A 16935-nucleotide genomic window follows, 5' to 3' on the forward strand; every position below is an offset into this window, starting at 1 on the left:
GCTTACGCCTCACTTTCCCAGTAAACTCTAATGCCCTCTAACATAGTGTAGTAGCCCTTACATCTTCCTAGCCTTTCACTATATCCTTGTGCATACCACATTGCTTTTCTCTGCTTGATTAACTCATCTGCTACCTCCTGACTATTTCCTATATCGACCTCTATTCGAGGTTTAATGCCTGTAAAATCAATGTTTAAAACCGTAAAGCCGAACGCGTTTAAGTGAATAATCGCCTTTTGAACTTGCTTTAAATACTTATAAGCCAACTGATTAGCTCTGTTGTATGTGTGTTTTGTCTTCGCTTTCATCTTCAATAACCTCTTCAAAATCTAACTTAACAATAGTGGTAATATTTCTGCCTCGTGCTTGATAGCTTGGTGTTTTCATCTTTCTGACTGAACTCTCTTTAATACCAAGAGCCTTAGCAATTTCTTTAGCTGTTCCGTCAAAGCAAAACTTATCACCCTTGTAAACGGCATAAATTGATTCAACTCTTGCCATTTTTCCTCCTAACTAATAAGCATTTTTGAATACTGCTCAACTAACTCATTACTGATTTCCATATTGTTGAACTCTGCACTTCTTACAACACCACGCATTAACTTACTCAACCGTCTAGCATTACCTTTGCTTGCTTTAATAAGCGGAGGGTTATACTCATCTGTTCCTAAAGCTGATTTTGCTAACAATCCCAAATCTTCATCAGGTAAAGCGTTCCCCAAATCACAAGCAAACCCTACACGGCTATACAATTGAGCAAGCTCATTGTTTTTACCTTTAAGATTCACTAGTAATCTAGGCATACCAGCCAAGACAACCCCAATACCTGTTAAGTCGTGAATACGTCTTACAAACTCAAGCGAGCGAGTAGAGAGTAGTTCAGCCTCATCAATCATCAGTAAACGCTCAGAACCAGTTAATTTACTTACAATCCCCTCAAGCAATTCGCTATTAATACCCTTCGCAGTAACTCCCACCTTTTCCGCAATACGACGTAGTAAAACTTTAGGCGTACAGCTTGGATCAACCTCAATCAACACTGCAGAGCTATGCGTTTTTGCGTATTGCTTCAGCATTTGCGTTTTTCCCAATCCTGCTGCACCAAAAATCACATTGATTTCCCCCTCAACGTGAGCAAAATCCATAATCTCCATGCCTCTTTTAGCCGTTGAAGTTTCCACAAAAGAAGAGTCGTATTTAGCCTCAATCACTTTCGCTTTATAGCGAGCCATCAGCTCATCTACTTTCTTATCTAGCTCTTCACAATTCCCTTGATATTTACCGCTCAAATACTGGCTAACTGTGGCAATAGATACCCCGAATAGATTGGCAACTTGCTTTTGGTTGAATCCTTTTGATTCCATAAAGACTTTAAGTTGTTGGTTTTGCATTTGCTTATTCTCCTACGGCTATTTGTTTTCTTTCCCATTCCTCTTTTTCTGCACGAGTTAAGAAGATTGGTTGTTTTTCTCTACTAGGCTTTTTAACTGGTGTTAAAAGACTAAAATCATTTGTTTGCTCAATCGTTATCACTGGATTTAACTCAGCATTAATATCGTCAAGCTGTCTTTGTTTAAGATTGCCACGACGTTTGTGTCGCTCTTTACGTTGCTGTTCAACCATAGAAACAGGGAACGCCTCTCTTGTGTTACCATTCCAAACCGCATCACAGATAAAACGTCCATCGTTGAGAACGAACCTGCACCAGTTCAGCGTTATGGATATCAATCCCAATAACTACATCCATTCCCTCAAAATCTAGTAACTTGGTATTGAAATAATTGTTATTATTCCAACTAATCTAGCCACGTTGAGGCTTACGAATAAACTCAGGTCGGGTCATATCTCTCAACTCAACATCAGTGAGCCTTACTACATCTTCCTCATGCAACATCTGTTGATATTTTTTAGCGGGTGTCGTCTTGATTTCTGAATGAATATGCTCGTTGTTGTACCAATCAACACACACCTCAACCATATCTAACAACTGTTGCCAGCTAGGTAACTTGCCCCTTGCTCTTTTCTGTAATGGTGTAAGCTCTGTACCTTTTGCATTAGCTAAAGAGTTCACGCCATACAATGTTTTTCTTATCGTTTCAGGATCTGCTCCCGCCCCGTAATACGTTTCAAACTGGCGAGCAATGAATAAGCCCAACGTTTTATTCAATCTTTCAATAATCCCACGACCTTGAGGATTACCTGCAATCCCTGTCTCGTGTCTAACCCCCAATCTTGGCAACATCCCTGTAACTTCCGCATCTAAGAATTTATTTTTCTCACCGCCACCATTATCTGAATAGTAAATAGCAGGCACACCGTGAGTTTGAATACCGTGTCTGAGTGCATCAGCCACAGCGAAAGCGTTTTCCGCAAGAGCCATCGACCACCCGACAACCTTTCTACTTGCTCCATCAATAATCAGTGTTAACTCAGGTGTAAAAGGCTTACCATTGATAGGGTGCTCGACCTTTAACTTCATAGCGTGACCATCACCAATCCACACATCATTTGCTCTTAACACCGACCAATCACGCTTAACGTAACTCAACAATGTTTTATAGTGCGAACCTGTACGTCTGCCGTGCTCTTTCACATATAAAGGAAGGCGATTCATTACTCGACGAACAGTGCTAAGGCTAGGTATTTGTTCAAGCAGAACAGGATTGTCGGCATAATGCTCACACCACAAAATTTCAAATTCACGATATGCCTCATTGAGCGAAACCCCATTCTTCTTGCGAAACACACCCAAAAAGAAACTCAACCACCAAATCTCTTCTAGCTTTTTTTCCTGTCTAACCGCAGGAGCAAGTAACTTCATACGTTGCTCCACGTTTTCAGCCTTGCAGTAATCAATCACCCATTGATTTAAAGTGCGAGTACCAAGCGTTCTACCATCGGCTTTCTTTGCATTTGCAACCTCAATCAAATCTGCAAGATGCGGAGGTAAAGATAAACCTTGAGCAAGATCGCATAAGTAATTAACCGCTTTGACTCGAGACATAGACTCCTCTAAATCAAGAACATACTGAACCAATGCCATACGAGCATCGGCGATTGCTCTCTGTTTGTTCGTTAAATTGGCTAAATCCATATTTAACTTATTAACAGGCAGTCTTTTGGGTTGTTTTGCTATTACAGAAACAGAAACACGCTCATAAATTTCATTTTGAACATCTTCAGGCAAGGAACTTAATGCGTATTCATTACCACCGCCTCGACCTTCTCTTTTACGAAATTCCCATTTTTCACGCTTTGCTTTATCTAAAATACGTCTATTGCTATGAGGCAACGTGCTTAATTTAAGGATCGCCAATTCTTTAATACTGTAAAATTTATGCAAAACAGACATTTACCACCCCTCAATCAGTTTTCTTGAGATAGCTTTGTTTTAAGCTGTTCTATTTGTTGTTTTCTTGCCTGTTGTTGTAACTGCTTTTCCTCATAATAAGGAAAGGTTTTTTCAATAGGTTTATCAATAGCTATTGATATAGCATTTGCAATACGCAAACTCCCTTTTCCTTTTTTAATCGTACTTGATATGGCTTGGACGCTAACATCTAAAGCTTTTGCTAAAATAACTGCGTTTAGCCCTTTATCTTTTAATGCTTGATAAATTTCTTTTTGATCCATAAAATCCCCTTTAATCAATCAATTTATTAAATTGATTGATTCAACTACTAACAAAACAACTTTATTATATGCCAAATATTTTTGGCATGTCAATAATATTTGACTGGGATTTTTATGGATATGACTATCACTAAAGAAGATATGGGTATTAGGCTCGTAGAAGAAAGAACAAGATTAGGGTATTCTCAAGCAAGTTTTGCTCATCAAACAGAAATAAACAGAGAAACATTAAGGTTAAATGAGTTAGGGCGAAGTGGTATGTCGGCAGAATTCCTAGGTCGAGCTGCACAATTAGGAGTTGATATTCAATATGTTATAACTGGCATTAGGTCTATTACACATATAAATAAAAATAAAGAGTCTGGAATATCGCAAAATGTTGATGGTAATAACAATAACGTGATTTACGGAGAGAAAGGAGTTATTAATAATATAACAACGGAAAAACATGTAACTAGAACTAAGGCTATCGTTGAACCTGATAACAAACACATCAACGAAGAGATGGCAAGAACCTTAAAAGATCTTGTGAATGAGGTGGTTAATTTAGAGAATGAACTAAAAAAACAACCCAAAACATTTCAAGCAGTATGGGCTTCCTTGAATAAACATTGTGGAGTAACAACTTATAAACTTATACCAATAGAAAAATATGAAAAAGCAGAAAACTACCTTAGAAAATGGATTGGTCGTTTAAATTCATCAAAATCAGCTCCAAAGAAAATCGGCAACGATTGGCGTAAACGGAAATACAGTTACATTCACATTAATGTTAAAAAATTAGATTTAGAATTGTGGTTGAGAGAATACCTTCAAGAAAGATATTGCGTAGGAAGCATAACTGAACTCAGCAATGATCAGTTGGATGCGTTATATCACAACATTAGTAGTAAATTAAGCTCGTATAAACGTAAACAAGCCAAATAACTTGGACTTAAATACGTCATAGTTTATTTCAACATCATAACTACTCTTATTGTCATCAATTGGTTGATGTATAAGGCATAGATAAGAAGTTAGTCATGTCCGACTTAATTTTTATATTTGTCTTAGTTTGTTATGTCTAACTTATACGAATAATGGTAGTAACTATATACATAGTTGTTAATGGATATAACGATAAAACACTTTATTTAATAAAAGGTTAAGGTATTTTAAAATCTATTTAAAAACCATTTAAAACCTGATCGAACCTATGCAAAAAATAATGCAAAAATAACCATTTTTTACCTATTTTTGCTCATTTTCGTTTTTTGCATAGCTTCCCCCAACAAAAAACGGCAAAGCCCCACCACGCAAGACTTTACCGCCAATTTTTTCCCGCCAAATTTATCATTCTACCTATGCAAAAAGAGTTAGTACCCCACAGTTATCGGGCTTTATGTTCGTATGACATTGTGGGAGAGTGAAGTTTTTGAGAAAACGAAACAGTCTGGCAAATTAGTGAATTTACCCGTTGCGAGTTTATTCAAAAAATATTATCGCGTATTTTTAGCGGGCATTTTCCTTGCCACCGCAGGCTATGTGCTGTTCTATATTTTGGCAGCCTTTGCACAAATTTATGCAAAATCGCCAACAACATTATCGCCAGCAGGTTATGCACAAGGACTTGGCTTTTCATCCCAAGTATTCACTAAATACTTACTTATCAGCTCTTTTGTATTTGCTATTGCCATTGCATTATCAGGTATTTTGTCAGATAAATGGGGGTGTAAACCATTCCTAATTGGTACTACGTTACTTATTATTGTCTTTGGGTTTACCTTACCGTTATTTTTAGAAAATGGCACAGAAACCTCATTATTTATGTTCCTTATGGTAGGAATGATACTGATGGGGGCAACCTTTGGACCTATGTCAGTCATTTTACCTGAATTATTTCCTACGGAAATTCGTTATACGGGTTCTTCGTTATCCTACAATGTGGCGGGTATTCTTGGCGCAAGTGTGGCGACAATTATTACCCTACAAATCAATGCCAACTTTGGCTTAATGGGTGTAGGGATTTATTTAGCATTAAATGGCGTCTTATCCTTAGTTGCTTTATTAAGAGTACCTGAAACAGGTAATAGTGATAAAGTGCATATCACTGATGAGTAAGACTATTTAACTATTTTGTTTATCTTGACCTATTGTATTTAATTGTTTGATTTTTATAATGGTAGGTCAAGATAACTGAGAGGCTATCTATAGCGGAAATTACAGCAACTATAGATAGCTATTTTTTATATTAAGCGGGTTTAGAAATTAAAATATGAATACATTAGCGGATAAATGGAACAATAATTATCGAAATGAACAATTTGTCTATGGCAAAACGCCTAACACTTTTTTCAAGAATGAATTAGATAAGTTATCGCCAGCCTCTATCTTACTGGGGGCAGAAGGCGAGGGGCGAAATGCTGTGTATGCAGCCAAAAATAATTGGACAGTGAGTGCCTTTGATATTAGCGAAGAAGGACGTAAAAAAGCCTTAAAATTAGCAGAGGAAAATCAAACGTCGATCAATTATGTTGTCGGTGAACTGCCTAATTTAGCCTTTGAGCCTGAATCCTTTGATGCGATAGGGCTTGTTTTTGCTCATTTTCCACCAAGTTTACGATCTGATTACCACAAAAAATTGGCGTCTCTTTTAAAGAAAGGGGGATACATTATTTTTGAAGCGTTTAGTAAGCAGCATTTAGCATATCGAACTGAAAATCCAAAGGTAGGTGGTCCAGATAAATTAGAGTTATTGTTTTCGATTGAAGAGCTAAAAGATGATTTTAAGGATTTTGACTTTTGGGTTTTAGAAGAAAAAGAAGTCGAGTTGTCAGAGGGACTTTTGCATAATGGCAAAGGCAAAGTCATTAGATTTGTGGCTCAAAAACAATAAAATCTTAAGCAAAGTATTTTTATAATAATTTGTTATAAAAAATAGTTAATGCTTATTGGAAATAATAATGGCGAGTGGATATTCTCGCCATTATTTTTTTTGAGGAATTAAATATGATTATTTTTAATTTAGTGATCTTTGCTATCTTCCTGATAGCGTTATTTAAAATTTTCCAACGTACTAAAAAATTGGGCTGGACGGTATTTATCGGCTTATTTTTAGGGCTAATAAGCGGTGCGTTACTGCAAAACTTTTACGATAAATCAATTATCGATGGCACATTAGAATGGACAAATGTCGTGGGTAATGGTTATGTGCGTTTATTGCAAATGATCGTAATGCCACTGGTGTTTATTTCCATCCTCTCGGCAATTACACGCCTGCATCAAGCAAACTCACTAGGTAAAGTAAGCTTTAGCGTATTATCTATTTTATTGATTACTACAGCGATTGCAGCGGCTATTGGTATTTTGATGGCATATCTATTTAATTTATCCGCAGAAGGATTAGTAGCAGGCGAGAGAGAATTAGCTGCACAACTTAGCGTATCGGGTAGAGCAGAAGCGGTGAGTGGATTAACAATTCCTTCATTGTTAGTATCTTTTATTCCGCGTAACCCATTTGCAGATTTAACTGGTGCAAATCCAACATCCATTATTAGTACAGTGATTTTTTCGGTGTTCCTAGGTGTTGCTGCATTAAGCCTAGCAAAAGAAAATAAAGAATTGGGATCACGTATTGCCCAAGGTGTTGATACACTAAATCAATGGGTGATGCGTTTAGTTCGCTTTATTATTCGTTTAACACCTTATGGTGTTTTTGCATTAATGACAAAAATGGCAGCGACGTCAGCTTGGGCAGATATCGTTAATTTAGGTAGCTTTATTATTGCCTCTTATCTTGCGATCTTATTAATGTTTATCGTTCACGGCATTTTACTTTTCGTAGTGAAAGTCAATCCATTCGATTATTACAAAAAAGTATTACCTGTATTAAGTTTTGCATTTAGCTCACGTTCAAGTGCTGCAACCTTACCTTTAAATATTGAAGCTCAAACAGATAAATTAGGCAACAATAGTGTCATTGCGAATTTCTCCGCAACATTTGGCGCGACAATTGGGCAAAATGGCTGTGCAGGAATTTATCCAGCAATGCTTGCAGTAATGGTTGCACCAACTGTTGGTATTGATCCATTTAGTGCAAATTACATTTTTAGTTTGATTTTGATTGTAGCTATTTCATCATTTGGTATTGCGGGTGTTGGTGGCGGTGCAACTTTCGCATCAATCGTTGTATTATCCGCACTGGGTTTACCACTAGAATTAGTTGGACTATTGATCTCTATCGAACCATTAATTGATATGGGTAGAACAGCTTTAAATGTAAATGGTGCTATGGTAGCAGGTACATTAAGTGACAGATTCTTAAATCGAAGTTATCAATAATAGATAAATTAATGACAAAACAAGCGGTAACTTTCCCTATAAAATATGCAAATATTTACAAGGAAGTTACCGCTTGTTTGGTTGTATTAATATAATGATATTCTAACTCTTAGGTGGAATTCCCCATCTAAATCCTGCTTTTACCATGCAAGATTTTACTAGTTCAATTTCTTTATGAGGTTCAACTTTATTCATTCCTACGTTGTAAACACATTCCGCATGATAGTTATTTGTTTCAAATTCTGAAATGCCTTGTTTATACCAGCGAGGTTGCTCAATGATAGGCATAGCGCAAGAAGATAATATAAATATGGTGGGTAATAAAAAAGCATATTTTTTCATGTAATTAATCCTAAGAGTTAAAACTAAAAATATCTCGATTTTATATCAGCCATTTTTTATGCTCCATTCCTGTCTTAAATTAAATTGATATTTATCAATTTTAGAAGCTAACAGCGTACGGGGCATAAGTATTAAATATTGAAGTTTGTGAATTATTTTTAAAAGAGTGAATGTTTATTTAAGATATAATTCTACAACTCCACCCTAAATTTTAGTGTAGTTAATAAAATAGTATAAATAATAAAAATATTATTCATTGAGTAAATTAATGAGTGAAGTAAAAATGAACAAGATTATTGCCACTGAAATCGATCTAGCGATTGGAAAAAATTCAGCCACATAGGAAAGAAGTAGGATTAACCACATAGAATTTAGCTGAGCAAAAAAATAAGCTGGATTAATTTTTTAGATACGATAGAAAAGTAGGTGGGAAAATAAAAAAATCGGTATCAATACTTATAATTTGATACCGATTTTAGTTTTATTTAGATTTAACCAATTATCTTTCCATATGTAAGAACTGCATATGGCGTTCATACTGGTTGAGTATGTCGATAATAATTTGTTCTTTAGTATAACCATAGAGATCGTAGTCTTGGCTACCTTCAGCTAAGAAGACTTCTGCACGATAATAGATATCATGTTTATCTTTTTCATTTGAAACATTTGATGAAGAACTTAGTAAAAATACAGGTTTAACTGCTTCAATTAAGTATACTTCATAAATAAAGTCAATTTCTTCACCATGTAAAACTTCAAAGGTAAACTGATTATTTTCTTTATCATTGATAAGTTTTGTCTCTAAGCCTTTATTTCTAAGTTCTTTAGAAACATCTTCCATTGCTGGGAATAGAGTGGTATCAACAAAGCTTAATACACGTTTAAGTGATGGATAGCTAACCATTCTGTTAATGCGATTTTTCCAGTTATTACCGCTATCTAATACAATCGCTTTATCAATTTGTGAAGCTTTACGTTTTGTACCCTCTTGGCGTAAACAGCTCCATAATGAGATCATATAGATAATTAGAATGATGGAGAATGGAAGACCCGCTATTACTGATACTGATTGTAATGAAGAAAAACCACCTGCAAATAATAATCCTAAGGTGATAAATCCTGTACCACCAGCCCAGAATAATCTTAACCAAATTGGTGCATCCGTTTTATTAGAAAGATTTCTCGAGCTTAAATTTGCTAATACTAACGCACCTGAATCGGCAGATGTGACGAAGAAGATTAAACCGATAATAACGCCTAATGTAGACCATAAATCAGAAAGTGGATAATGTTCAAATAGTAGGAACATCCCCATTGCAGGTTCAGCTAGAGCTACTTCAGCAAGTTCTGTTGCACTACCTGCATCAACTAAACTAATTGCACTATTACCAAAGATAGAGAACCATGCAAAGATAAAGCCGAGAGGGATAAACATTACACCTAATACGAATTCTCTTAACGTACGTCCACGAGAAATACGAGCGATGAATAATCCAACGAATGGTGCCCAAGCAACCCACCATGCCCAGAAGAAGATTGTCCACCATGATTTCCATTCAGCAGCCTCTGCACCTTCATACGCATACACACGGAATGTTTTATCGATAATAGTTTGGAAATAACTACCGATATTATCAACTAATCCATTGAATAAAAATACAGTTGGTCCCATGACGAGTAAGGCAATTAAAATTAATGTTGCACCAAGCATATTAATTTCAGATAAGCGACGAACACCTTTAGCTACACCAGACATTGCCGATAAGCCAGCAACAATAACAACAGTGACAATAATGATAGTTTGAACTAGCTTGCTTGATTCAATACCAAATACATGGGTCAAGCCTGCATTAGCTTGTAATACACCAATACCTAAACTTGTTGCGATACCAAGAAGGGTACATACAACACCAAAGATATCAACGGTGTTACCTAACCAACCATCCACACGTTTTTGTCCAAAAACAGGAACAAGAGCGCTTCTTAAGGCTAATGGCATATTCTTTCTATAAGCAAAGTAAGCTAGCGCCATACCGATCAGAGCATAGATTCCCCAACCATGTAACCCCCAGTGTAAGAAGGTTTGTGCCATTGCAGCTCTTGCAGCTTCTGGTGTCCCACCTTCGCCAAGTACAGGAGAAAGGTAATGTGTTAATGGTTCAGATACACCAAAGAATAGTAGATCAATACCGATCCCAGCAGAGAAAAGCATTGCTGCCCAAGCGAGAAAAGGGAAATCTGGTTTTTCTTGGTCTTGTCCCAATTTGATATCGCCATAACGAGATACCCCGACAAAAATTGAGAAAATACCGTAAATGGCGACTACAAGCATGTAGTACCAGCCAAAATGATCTGAGACCCAACCTAGAGAATTGCTTAAAATAGATTCACTGATTGTTGGGAATAAGATCGTAAATAAGATTAGTAATATGGTAATAGCAGATGAAGCAATAAATACTGTTTTATTCACAGAAAAATTGCCGTCTCCGCCATTGGATGATGGAGTGCTGTGCATATAGTTTCCTTTAATTATTTAATTTTAGTTATATCATTATGATTGATGATATTAGGTAATATTGGTAGCAATCGAAATCACTACCAAAATATATTCTTTATTTATCCTCGTTTAGGTGCAGATCGCACTGGCGCACCATTTGCAACATAATAATCAGCTGTAGATTTTGGTAATGGCATACGCCCACGAATTTTATCTGCAATTTTTTCAGCTAACATGACAGTGGTTGCATTTAGGTTACCAGTGATGATTGTTGGCATAATTGATGCATCAACTACACGCAATCCTTCTAACCCGTGTACTCGGCCTTCTCCATCTACAACAGCATCATTACCTGTTCCCATTGCACAAGTACAAGATGGGTGATAAGCAGTTTCTGCATGGTTACGTACGTATTCATCAAGTTCTGCATCGCTTTGCAGATTTTCCGCAGGTGAGATAACAGCCCCACGATAGCGATCTAATGCAGGTTGATTCATAATTTCACGTGTGATACGAATAGCCGCTCTAAATTCTTCCCAATCTTGTTCATGACTCATATAGTTAAATAAGATACTTGGATGTTGAGCAGGATCTCTAGAGGTTAATTTCACTCGACCACGACTAGGCGAACGCATTGAACCTACGTGAGCTTGGAAACTATGGGCTTTACTTGCATTTCTTCCGTCATAACGCACCGCTATTGGTAAGAAGTGATATTGAATATTCGGCCATTCAAATTTTTCATGGCTACGGATAAATCCACCCGCTTCAAAATGGTTGGTTGCGCCAAGTCCTGTTCCTTTAAATAACCATTCTGCACCGATAGGTGGTTTGTTCCACCAATTATTCGCAGGGGAAATTGAAACTGGTTCTTTACATTCATATTGCATATAAAGTTCTAAATGGTCTTGTAGGTTATTTCCTACGCCCGGTAAATCAAGGATTTCGCTAACACCAACGTCTTTTAACCAAGCACCAGGACCAACGCCACTACGTTGTAAGATTTGTGGAGAGGCAATCGCGCCTGCACAAAGTAATACTTCTTTATTAGCATCAATGCTATGGACTTGTCCTTTATGGCTGAAACGTACGCCTCTTGCACGTTTACCATCAAATAAAATCACATCAGTTAAAGCACCTGTTAGGATGGTTAAACGATCACGGTGTTTTGCCATATCTAAATAGCCACGGGCAGTTGATGAACGACGGCCTTTCGGAGTAACGAATCGATCCATTGGACCAAAACCTTCTTGTTGGTAGCCGTTAAGATCTTCTGTACGAGGATAGCCTGCATCTACACCTGCTTCTATCATAGCTTCAAACAGTGGATTAACCCCCGCTTTAGCAGTGGTAACATGTACAGGACCACTTCCACCATGGTAATCATTTTCCCCAGCATCACGTTGCTCTGCTTTTTTGAAGTAAGGTAAGCAATCTAAGTAAGTCCAATCTTCTAAGCCATCATTTTTTGCCCAGTGATCAAAATCTAGTGCATTACCGCGGATATAACACATGCCATTGATCAATGATGATCCTCCTAATCCTTTACCTCGACCGCAATCCATACGGCGATTATTCATATGTGGTTCAGGATCGGTTTTATAACCCCAGTTATAAGTTCTACCTTGTAAAGGCATTGCTAATGCAGCAGGCATTTGTGTTCTAAAGTCAAAGCGATAGTCTGGAATACCTGCTTCTAGCAAAAGTACTGAGATATTTTCATCTTCAGTTAATCTTGCTGCGAGGACATTACCAGCACTACCCGCACCGATAATGATATAGTCATAAGATAATTTTAACGTCATATATTTCCTTAATTATTTATTTTTATCTTTGTATATTTAATTCGTTTTATGATCGAGTGATTAGAACACTGATTGATATTCATCTAACTCAAGTAATACTGATTTAGTTTGAGTGTAGTGCATTAGTGTTTGTACACCATTTTCACGCCCGATACCTGATTGTTTATAACCACCCACAGGCATTTGTGCCGGAGATTCACCCCAAGAGTTAATCCAGCAAATACCCGCTTCTAATTTAGCGATAATACGATGAGCGGTTTTAATATCACTAGAAACCACCCCAGCAGCTAAACCATATTCTGTATCATTTGCTCTAACGATCACTTCTTCTTCTGTATCGTAACCTAAAATACACATCACTGGACCAAAGATTTCTTCGCTTGCAATCGACATATCATCACGGCAATCTGTGAACACGGTAGGTGCAACATAAGCGCCTTGATCAAGCCCTTTTTCTGTTAAACGATAACCACCAGTAAGTAGTTTTGCCCCTTCGGCTTTACCTTGTTCAATATATTTCAAGACTTTTTCCATATGCGGGAAACTCGCTAATGGACCAAAGTTAATATTTTCATCAAGTGGATCACCAATACGAATACGTTTTACACGCTCTAATACTTTTTCTTCAAAGGCTGACTTGATGCTATTTGGAATAAAAACACGTGTACCATTTGTACACACTTGTCCAGAACTATAAAAATTCGCCATTAAAGCAACATCAGCGGCTAAATCTAAATTTGCATCTTCGCAAATCACTAATGGTGATTTACCACCTAATTCCATTGTTGCATCTTTCAATGAAGAACTTGCCGCTTGTGATAGCACTTTTTTACCAGTGACCACGCCACCAGTGAAAGAGACTTTCGCAATTTCAGGATGAGTACTTAATGCTTCACCGACACGCCAGTCACCTTGAACAACATTAAACACACCATCAGGTAAGCCTGCTTCAGTCAAGATTTCAGCCAGTTTTAATGCACCTGTTGGTGTCACTTCACTTGGCTTAAATACCATCGCATTACCCGCTGCAAGCGCAGGGGCTGCTTTCCACATGGCAATTTGTATTGGATAATTCCAAGCTCCGATACCTGCTACAACGCCTAAAGGCTCTTGACGGGTATAAACAAAAGCGGTTTCACGTAACGGAATTTGACGACCTTCGATAGCTTGAGCCAAGCCTGCATAGTATTCAATCACATCTGCACCCGTTACCACATCAACATATAATGTTTCTGATAATGGTTTACCTGTGTCTAGTGTTTCCACTTTGGCTAATTCATCATTTCTTTCACGTAATAATTCAACGGCTTTAAGAAGAATACGACTACGCTCAACGGCTGTCATTGCAGCCCATATTTTTTGTCCTTGTTGGGCAGATTCAATGGCATGTTGTACTTCACTTTCATCGCTTTGTTGAACATGGGATAGAATTGTATTAGTGGCGGGATTGATATTTTTAAAAGTTTCTGCATTTTCACGAACAGCAACAAATTGCCCATGAATATAAGCGGTGAGAGTTTGCATTATTGATTTTCTCCTTTGAAATAAAGCACTATTTTTTACCAAAAAATGTAATTTTATATATTTATAATATTAAAGTTTTGTAAAATTTTAGCATAATATACTAATAAATACAAATTTATAGTTAAATCCTAAGATTTATATGTTTGATTTTAAAGGTAATATTCTAAATTTTGTAAGCTTATAAAAGAGAATGGATGAATTGTAGTACTTCTAAATGAATAATATTTTAATAAATATAGATAGTGTAGATGTAGCGTAATTCAAAGTTGCTGAATACCATTTTTATTTTTAATATCATAATTTATAGTTACTAAGATCAGCGAGATATTGCGTATAGTAAAATTATAAAAAAGTGGCTTAAAGCTAGTATTTGCAAGGGCTAAACGAGAAGTTACGATAGGGACCGGGTGGATTCGGTTTTATAATATAACATATTGAAATATATTGGTTTAATATATTATTGTTTTTTCTTGTGTTACTATTTGTGTTACATTAAATTCATTCCACATAACGAATAATCATTGTGGTTTACAGCTAAATTCTACCAAAGAAAAAAATAAAATAAAAAAATAAATATTTTTTCTATCAAAATTCACTTATCCACTTATTTTAAGCTAATTTTTTAATAATATATTGATTTTAAAGGTTAAAATTCAAGTGAATTTGCAAGTGAGAGTAAAGTGAGAAAGTGAGGTTTTAAGTGAACTTTGCGAAATATTGGATTTATTGCATAAAAAAGGCGGTTATTCCGCCCCCTGTATTAGCCATCTTCCCATCTTTTGATGGTGTTATGGTAGTCTTTCCAATGAACATTTAATCGAATGTAACCGTCTTTTATTGGTAGTTCTCTTAACTCTGTTTTCTGGCCAGATTCCTTTAGTGCATCAGATAATGACTGCTTGAAAGCTTGCAAGTTAAGAGGCTTGATATTGATACAATTACAGTAAAATAAATATGCCTTATAAATTGCTTCGCTGTCCTTTTTCTTCGTGCTATTACTTCCCCATATCATAGAAGAAGGTTTTTTGTCATCAACAAAGAAAGCATCAGCAAAAGCTACCAAGTGATTAGATTCTCTTTTTACTAATAAACCTTCATTTTGTCGCTTGTGTGTTTCTAAGATAGTTTTTGCCTCTGTTGGATCAGAAAATCTTTTCAAAAGCAGATTTACTATGCCGTACACCTCTGATTTTACTTTATCGACAAAATTCACATCACGGCTATTCTCTGGTACTTCTCTATCAAATAATATGATCACCCTTCGTCTTGCTATACCCCCGTTTCTATCTGTGAAAGTGATAGGGTAGTTCGTGGTCATCATAAAGACGGCATCTACTTTAACTTGGATTTCATCTTTATAGAGCCGTTTTACTTTGATTTGGTCGCCACCAGTGAGATTCTTTAATTCATCCGCAGGACCTCTATAATGTTTTTGGTCTGGTGAATAGGCAAATGTTTTCCCTATTAGAATGGATCGCCCTTTTGGGTCTTCCATACTTTGTAAATTAATGATTGCAGTATTACCTGTACCATTGATGATAGTTGCAATCTCACCAAATACAGATTTCCCTGCACCTGCTTTCCCTGTTGCCTCTAGGAATAACTGCCACCCGTGCTGATTAGTAAGAATCATATACAAGCCTGCCAGTAGTACGTCTTTTTTCTCTGCATTATTATTGCTTGCAAAGTCTAACCATTGGTTAAAATGCGGTGTATCAAGACTATCAACCTTACATTCAAATTTCTCAATATAGCGTAAATAATGAGATGCTTTGATAGCGGAAAACTCACCCGTTTTCTTATTCAATACACCATTTTTAAAACCGATATAGCCTGCTTGTTCTTGTGGCATTTCTTCTATTTTCATGATGACGAGTTCTGCTAATCGTTTGATTCTTGCTGCAGTATAATCACCATTAAATGCCTCATAGAAAGCCATACATTTACGGTGCAACATTTCATCACTCACAATTTCCCAATATATATCGTTATATTGGTATGTTTCGCCTAAAGTAATATCACGTCTTAAAGGCGATTTGTGCCAACGCAAAAAGGCTTCCAATATTTCCTTTTGGGTAAATTGTTTTTGTTTTAAATCAATATTTACTTCTGAATCGACTTTTTGTTGCATCAGTTCAGCGATTGCCGATTGACCATTTTTGATTTTCTCAATTTCAGGTAAGACGTTTTCACCTTGTAGGACATTGTCTAACCATTCCACCACAGAAAGTGATTTCATATTTTGAGCCAAGTTCATCAAAATACGAGTTTTTAAACAGTTGCAGTCTTTGGCTAAAGTGGGGATATCCCCCACTTGAATAATCTTAATGAATTTTTGGTCTTCTGGAGCTATTTTCAGGTTTTCAATCTGATCGAATGATTTACTATCAATAATTACAGGCACTCTATCTAAAGAAAGTTTATAGGTATCTCGGATCATCCCCCACTGTACACCTTCGCCTGCTTTCTTGTTGTGATAGTAAGCCCCCATTGCACCATCACCGACTAGAACAATCCAATCAGTAAAAACATCAACCTGTTTCGCCTGTTTCTTGAAGTTTGGGGCTGAAATTAATTTACTCATCATTACCCCCTGTAATCCAATTATCAAAGCGATCACCTTGTAGCTTTTCTGCTTGTCCTGGATTAAATGCCCGTTGCACATGAGTAGAATAGATATCTTGGTCTTGTTCCATAGCCTCTTTTGCTATGCGATTGGCTTCTGCAAAAGATACATTTTCAGCAAGAACAAATGGAGTACCTTCTACCTGCGAACTGGATTTATAAGCGATTGTTTGATATAAAACTTTCATC

Annotated in this window: 14 protein-coding genes and 1 pseudogene; 4 read left to right on the forward strand and 11 right to left on the reverse strand. The window is 36.6% G+C overall.

What is annotated here, in order from left to right; genetic code table 11:
• Positions 1–2: 2 nt before the first annotated feature.
• The 5 genes and pseudogenes from A6A10_RS04370 to A6A10_RS04390 form a co-directional block, all read right to left on the reverse strand.
• Positions 3–308 carry a hypothetical protein gene (locus A6A10_RS04370; RefSeq protein ID WP_121121596.1) on the reverse strand — a complete coding sequence of 102 codons (306 nt, stop codon included), beginning with the start codon at positions 306–308 and terminating at the stop codon, positions 3–5.
• The gene (locus A6A10_RS04375) at positions 271–501 is read right to left on the reverse strand and encodes a hypothetical protein (RefSeq protein WP_121121594.1); all 231 of its coding nucleotides are present in this window, start codon (positions 499–501) and stop codon (positions 271–273) included. The genes A6A10_RS04370 and A6A10_RS04375 overlap by 38 nt, the downstream gene beginning before the upstream one ends.
• Positions 502–509: 8 nt before the next feature.
• Positions 510–1391: an AAA family ATPase gene (locus A6A10_RS04380; protein ID WP_121121591.1), complete on the reverse strand. Its 882-nt coding sequence runs from the start codon at positions 1389–1391 to the stop codon at positions 510–512.
• A 4-nt stretch (positions 1392–1395) separates the two neighbouring features.
• Positions 1396–3352 (reverse strand): annotated as a pseudogene (locus A6A10_RS04385) (transposase).
• 14 nt (positions 3353–3366) lie between these two features.
• The gene (locus A6A10_RS04390; protein ID WP_121121589.1) at positions 3367–3633 is read right to left on the reverse strand and encodes a DNA-binding protein; all 267 of its coding nucleotides are present in this window, start codon (positions 3631–3633) and stop codon (positions 3367–3369) included.
• A gap of 114 nt (positions 3634–3747) precedes the next feature.
• On the opposite strand from A6A10_RS04390, the gene A6A10_RS04395 reads away from it, so the two are divergent.
• The 4 genes from A6A10_RS04395 (at position 3748) to A6A10_RS04410 (ending at position 7953) form a co-directional block, all read left to right on the forward strand.
• Entirely contained in the window at positions 3748–4560 is an 813-nt protein-coding gene (locus A6A10_RS04395; protein ID WP_121121587.1) for an ORF6C domain-containing protein, read from the forward strand.
• Positions 4561–5022: 462 nt separating this feature from the next.
• Positions 5023–5733 (forward strand): MFS transporter, encoded by a 711-nt coding sequence (locus A6A10_RS04400; RefSeq protein WP_121121585.1) that lies wholly within the window; start codon positions 5023–5025, stop codon positions 5731–5733.
• Positions 5734–5887: 154 nt separating this feature from the next.
• Positions 5888–6508 carry a class I SAM-dependent methyltransferase gene (locus tag A6A10_RS04405; RefSeq protein ID WP_121121583.1) on the forward strand — a complete coding sequence of 207 codons (621 nt, stop codon included), beginning with the start codon at positions 5888–5890 and terminating at the stop codon, positions 6506–6508.
• Positions 6509–6621: 113 nt separating this feature from the next.
• The gene (locus tag A6A10_RS04410) at positions 6622–7953 is read left to right on the forward strand and encodes an L-cystine transporter (protein ID WP_121121581.1); all 1332 of its coding nucleotides are present in this window, start codon (positions 6622–6624) and stop codon (positions 7951–7953) included.
• A gap of 102 nt (positions 7954–8055) precedes the next feature.
• On the opposite strand, the gene A6A10_RS04415 is transcribed toward A6A10_RS04410, so the two are convergent.
• The 6 genes from A6A10_RS04415 to A6A10_RS04440 all read right to left on the reverse strand — a co-directional run bounded on the left by A6A10_RS04415 (position 8056) and on the right by A6A10_RS04440 (position 16934).
• The gene (locus tag A6A10_RS04415) at positions 8056–8295 is read right to left on the reverse strand and encodes a hypothetical protein (protein WP_121121579.1); all 240 of its coding nucleotides are present in this window, start codon (positions 8293–8295) and stop codon (positions 8056–8058) included.
• 499 nt (positions 8296–8794) lie between these two features.
• A complete protein-coding gene (gene betT, locus A6A10_RS04420; protein WP_121121577.1) occupies positions 8795–10810 on the reverse strand; it encodes a choline BCCT transporter BetT in 2016 nt (671 codons plus the stop codon).
• A 101-nt stretch (positions 10811–10911) separates the two neighbouring features.
• Entirely contained in the window at positions 10912–12597 is a 1686-nt protein-coding gene (gene betA, locus A6A10_RS04425) for a choline dehydrogenase (RefSeq protein WP_121121575.1), read from the reverse strand.
• Positions 12598–12657: 60 nt separating this feature from the next.
• Positions 12658–14121 (reverse strand): betaine-aldehyde dehydrogenase, encoded by a 1464-nt coding sequence (gene betB / locus A6A10_RS04430; RefSeq protein WP_121121573.1) that lies wholly within the window; start codon positions 14119–14121, stop codon positions 12658–12660.
• Between the two features lie 760 nt (positions 14122–14881).
• Positions 14882–16705, reverse strand: a complete 1824-nt coding sequence (locus tag A6A10_RS04435) for a DNA primase family protein (protein WP_170143749.1) — start codon at positions 16703–16705, stop codon at positions 14882–14884.
• Positions 16698–16934 (reverse strand): hypothetical protein, encoded by a 237-nt coding sequence (locus A6A10_RS04440; RefSeq protein WP_121121569.1) that lies wholly within the window; start codon positions 16932–16934, stop codon positions 16698–16700. Before A6A10_RS04440 ends, A6A10_RS04435 begins: the two co-directional genes overlap by 8 nt.
• Position 16935: the final 1 nt, after the last annotated feature.

The sequence above is a fragment of the Otariodibacter oris genome, from assembly GCF_009684715.1.
GTDB lineage: Bacteria > Pseudomonadota > Gammaproteobacteria > Enterobacterales > Pasteurellaceae > Otariodibacter > Otariodibacter oris.

Excerpts from the sequence above, each read along its gene's own strand:
- A6A10_RS04370 (WP_121121596.1), bottom strand. The coding sequence starts at position 308 with ATGAAAGCGAAGACAAAACACACATACAACAGAGCTAATCAGTTGGCT.
- A6A10_RS04375 (WP_121121594.1), bottom strand. The coding sequence starts at position 501 with ATGGCAAGAGTTGAATCAATTTATGCCGTTTACAAGGGTGATAAGTTT.
- A6A10_RS04380 (WP_121121591.1), bottom strand. The coding sequence starts at position 1,391 with ATGCAAAACCAACAACTTAAAGTCTTTATGGAATCAAAAGGATTCAAC.
- A6A10_RS04390 (WP_121121589.1), bottom strand. The coding sequence starts at position 3,633 with ATGGATCAAAAAGAAATTTATCAAGCATTAAAAGATAAAGGGCTAAAC.
- A6A10_RS04395 (WP_121121587.1), top strand. The coding sequence starts at position 3,748 with ATGGATATGACTATCACTAAAGAAGATATGGGTATTAGGCTCGTAGAA.
- A6A10_RS04400 (WP_121121585.1), top strand. The coding sequence starts at position 5,023 with ATGACATTGTGGGAGAGTGAAGTTTTTGAGAAAACGAAACAGTCTGGC.
- A6A10_RS04405 (WP_121121583.1), top strand. The coding sequence starts at position 5,888 with ATGAATACATTAGCGGATAAATGGAACAATAATTATCGAAATGAACAA.
- A6A10_RS04410 (WP_121121581.1), top strand. The coding sequence starts at position 6,622 with ATGATTATTTTTAATTTAGTGATCTTTGCTATCTTCCTGATAGCGTTA.
- A6A10_RS04415 (WP_121121579.1), bottom strand. The coding sequence starts at position 8,295 with ATGAAAAAATATGCTTTTTTATTACCCACCATATTTATATTATCTTCT.
- betT (WP_121121577.1), bottom strand. The coding sequence starts at position 10,810 with ATGCACAGCACTCCATCATCCAATGGCGGAGACGGCAATTTTTCTGTG.
- betA (WP_121121575.1), bottom strand. The coding sequence starts at position 12,597 with ATGACGTTAAAATTATCTTATGACTATATCATTATCGGTGCGGGTAGT.
- betB (WP_121121573.1), bottom strand. The coding sequence starts at position 14,121 with ATGCAAACTCTCACCGCTTATATTCATGGGCAATTTGTTGCTGTTCGT.
- A6A10_RS04435 (WP_170143749.1), bottom strand. The coding sequence starts at position 16,705 with ATGAGTAAATTAATTTCAGCCCCAAACTTCAAGAAACAGGCGAAACAG.
- A6A10_RS04440 (WP_121121569.1), bottom strand. The coding sequence starts at position 16,934 with ATGAAAGTTTTATATCAAACAATCGCTTATAAATCCAGTTCGCAGGTA.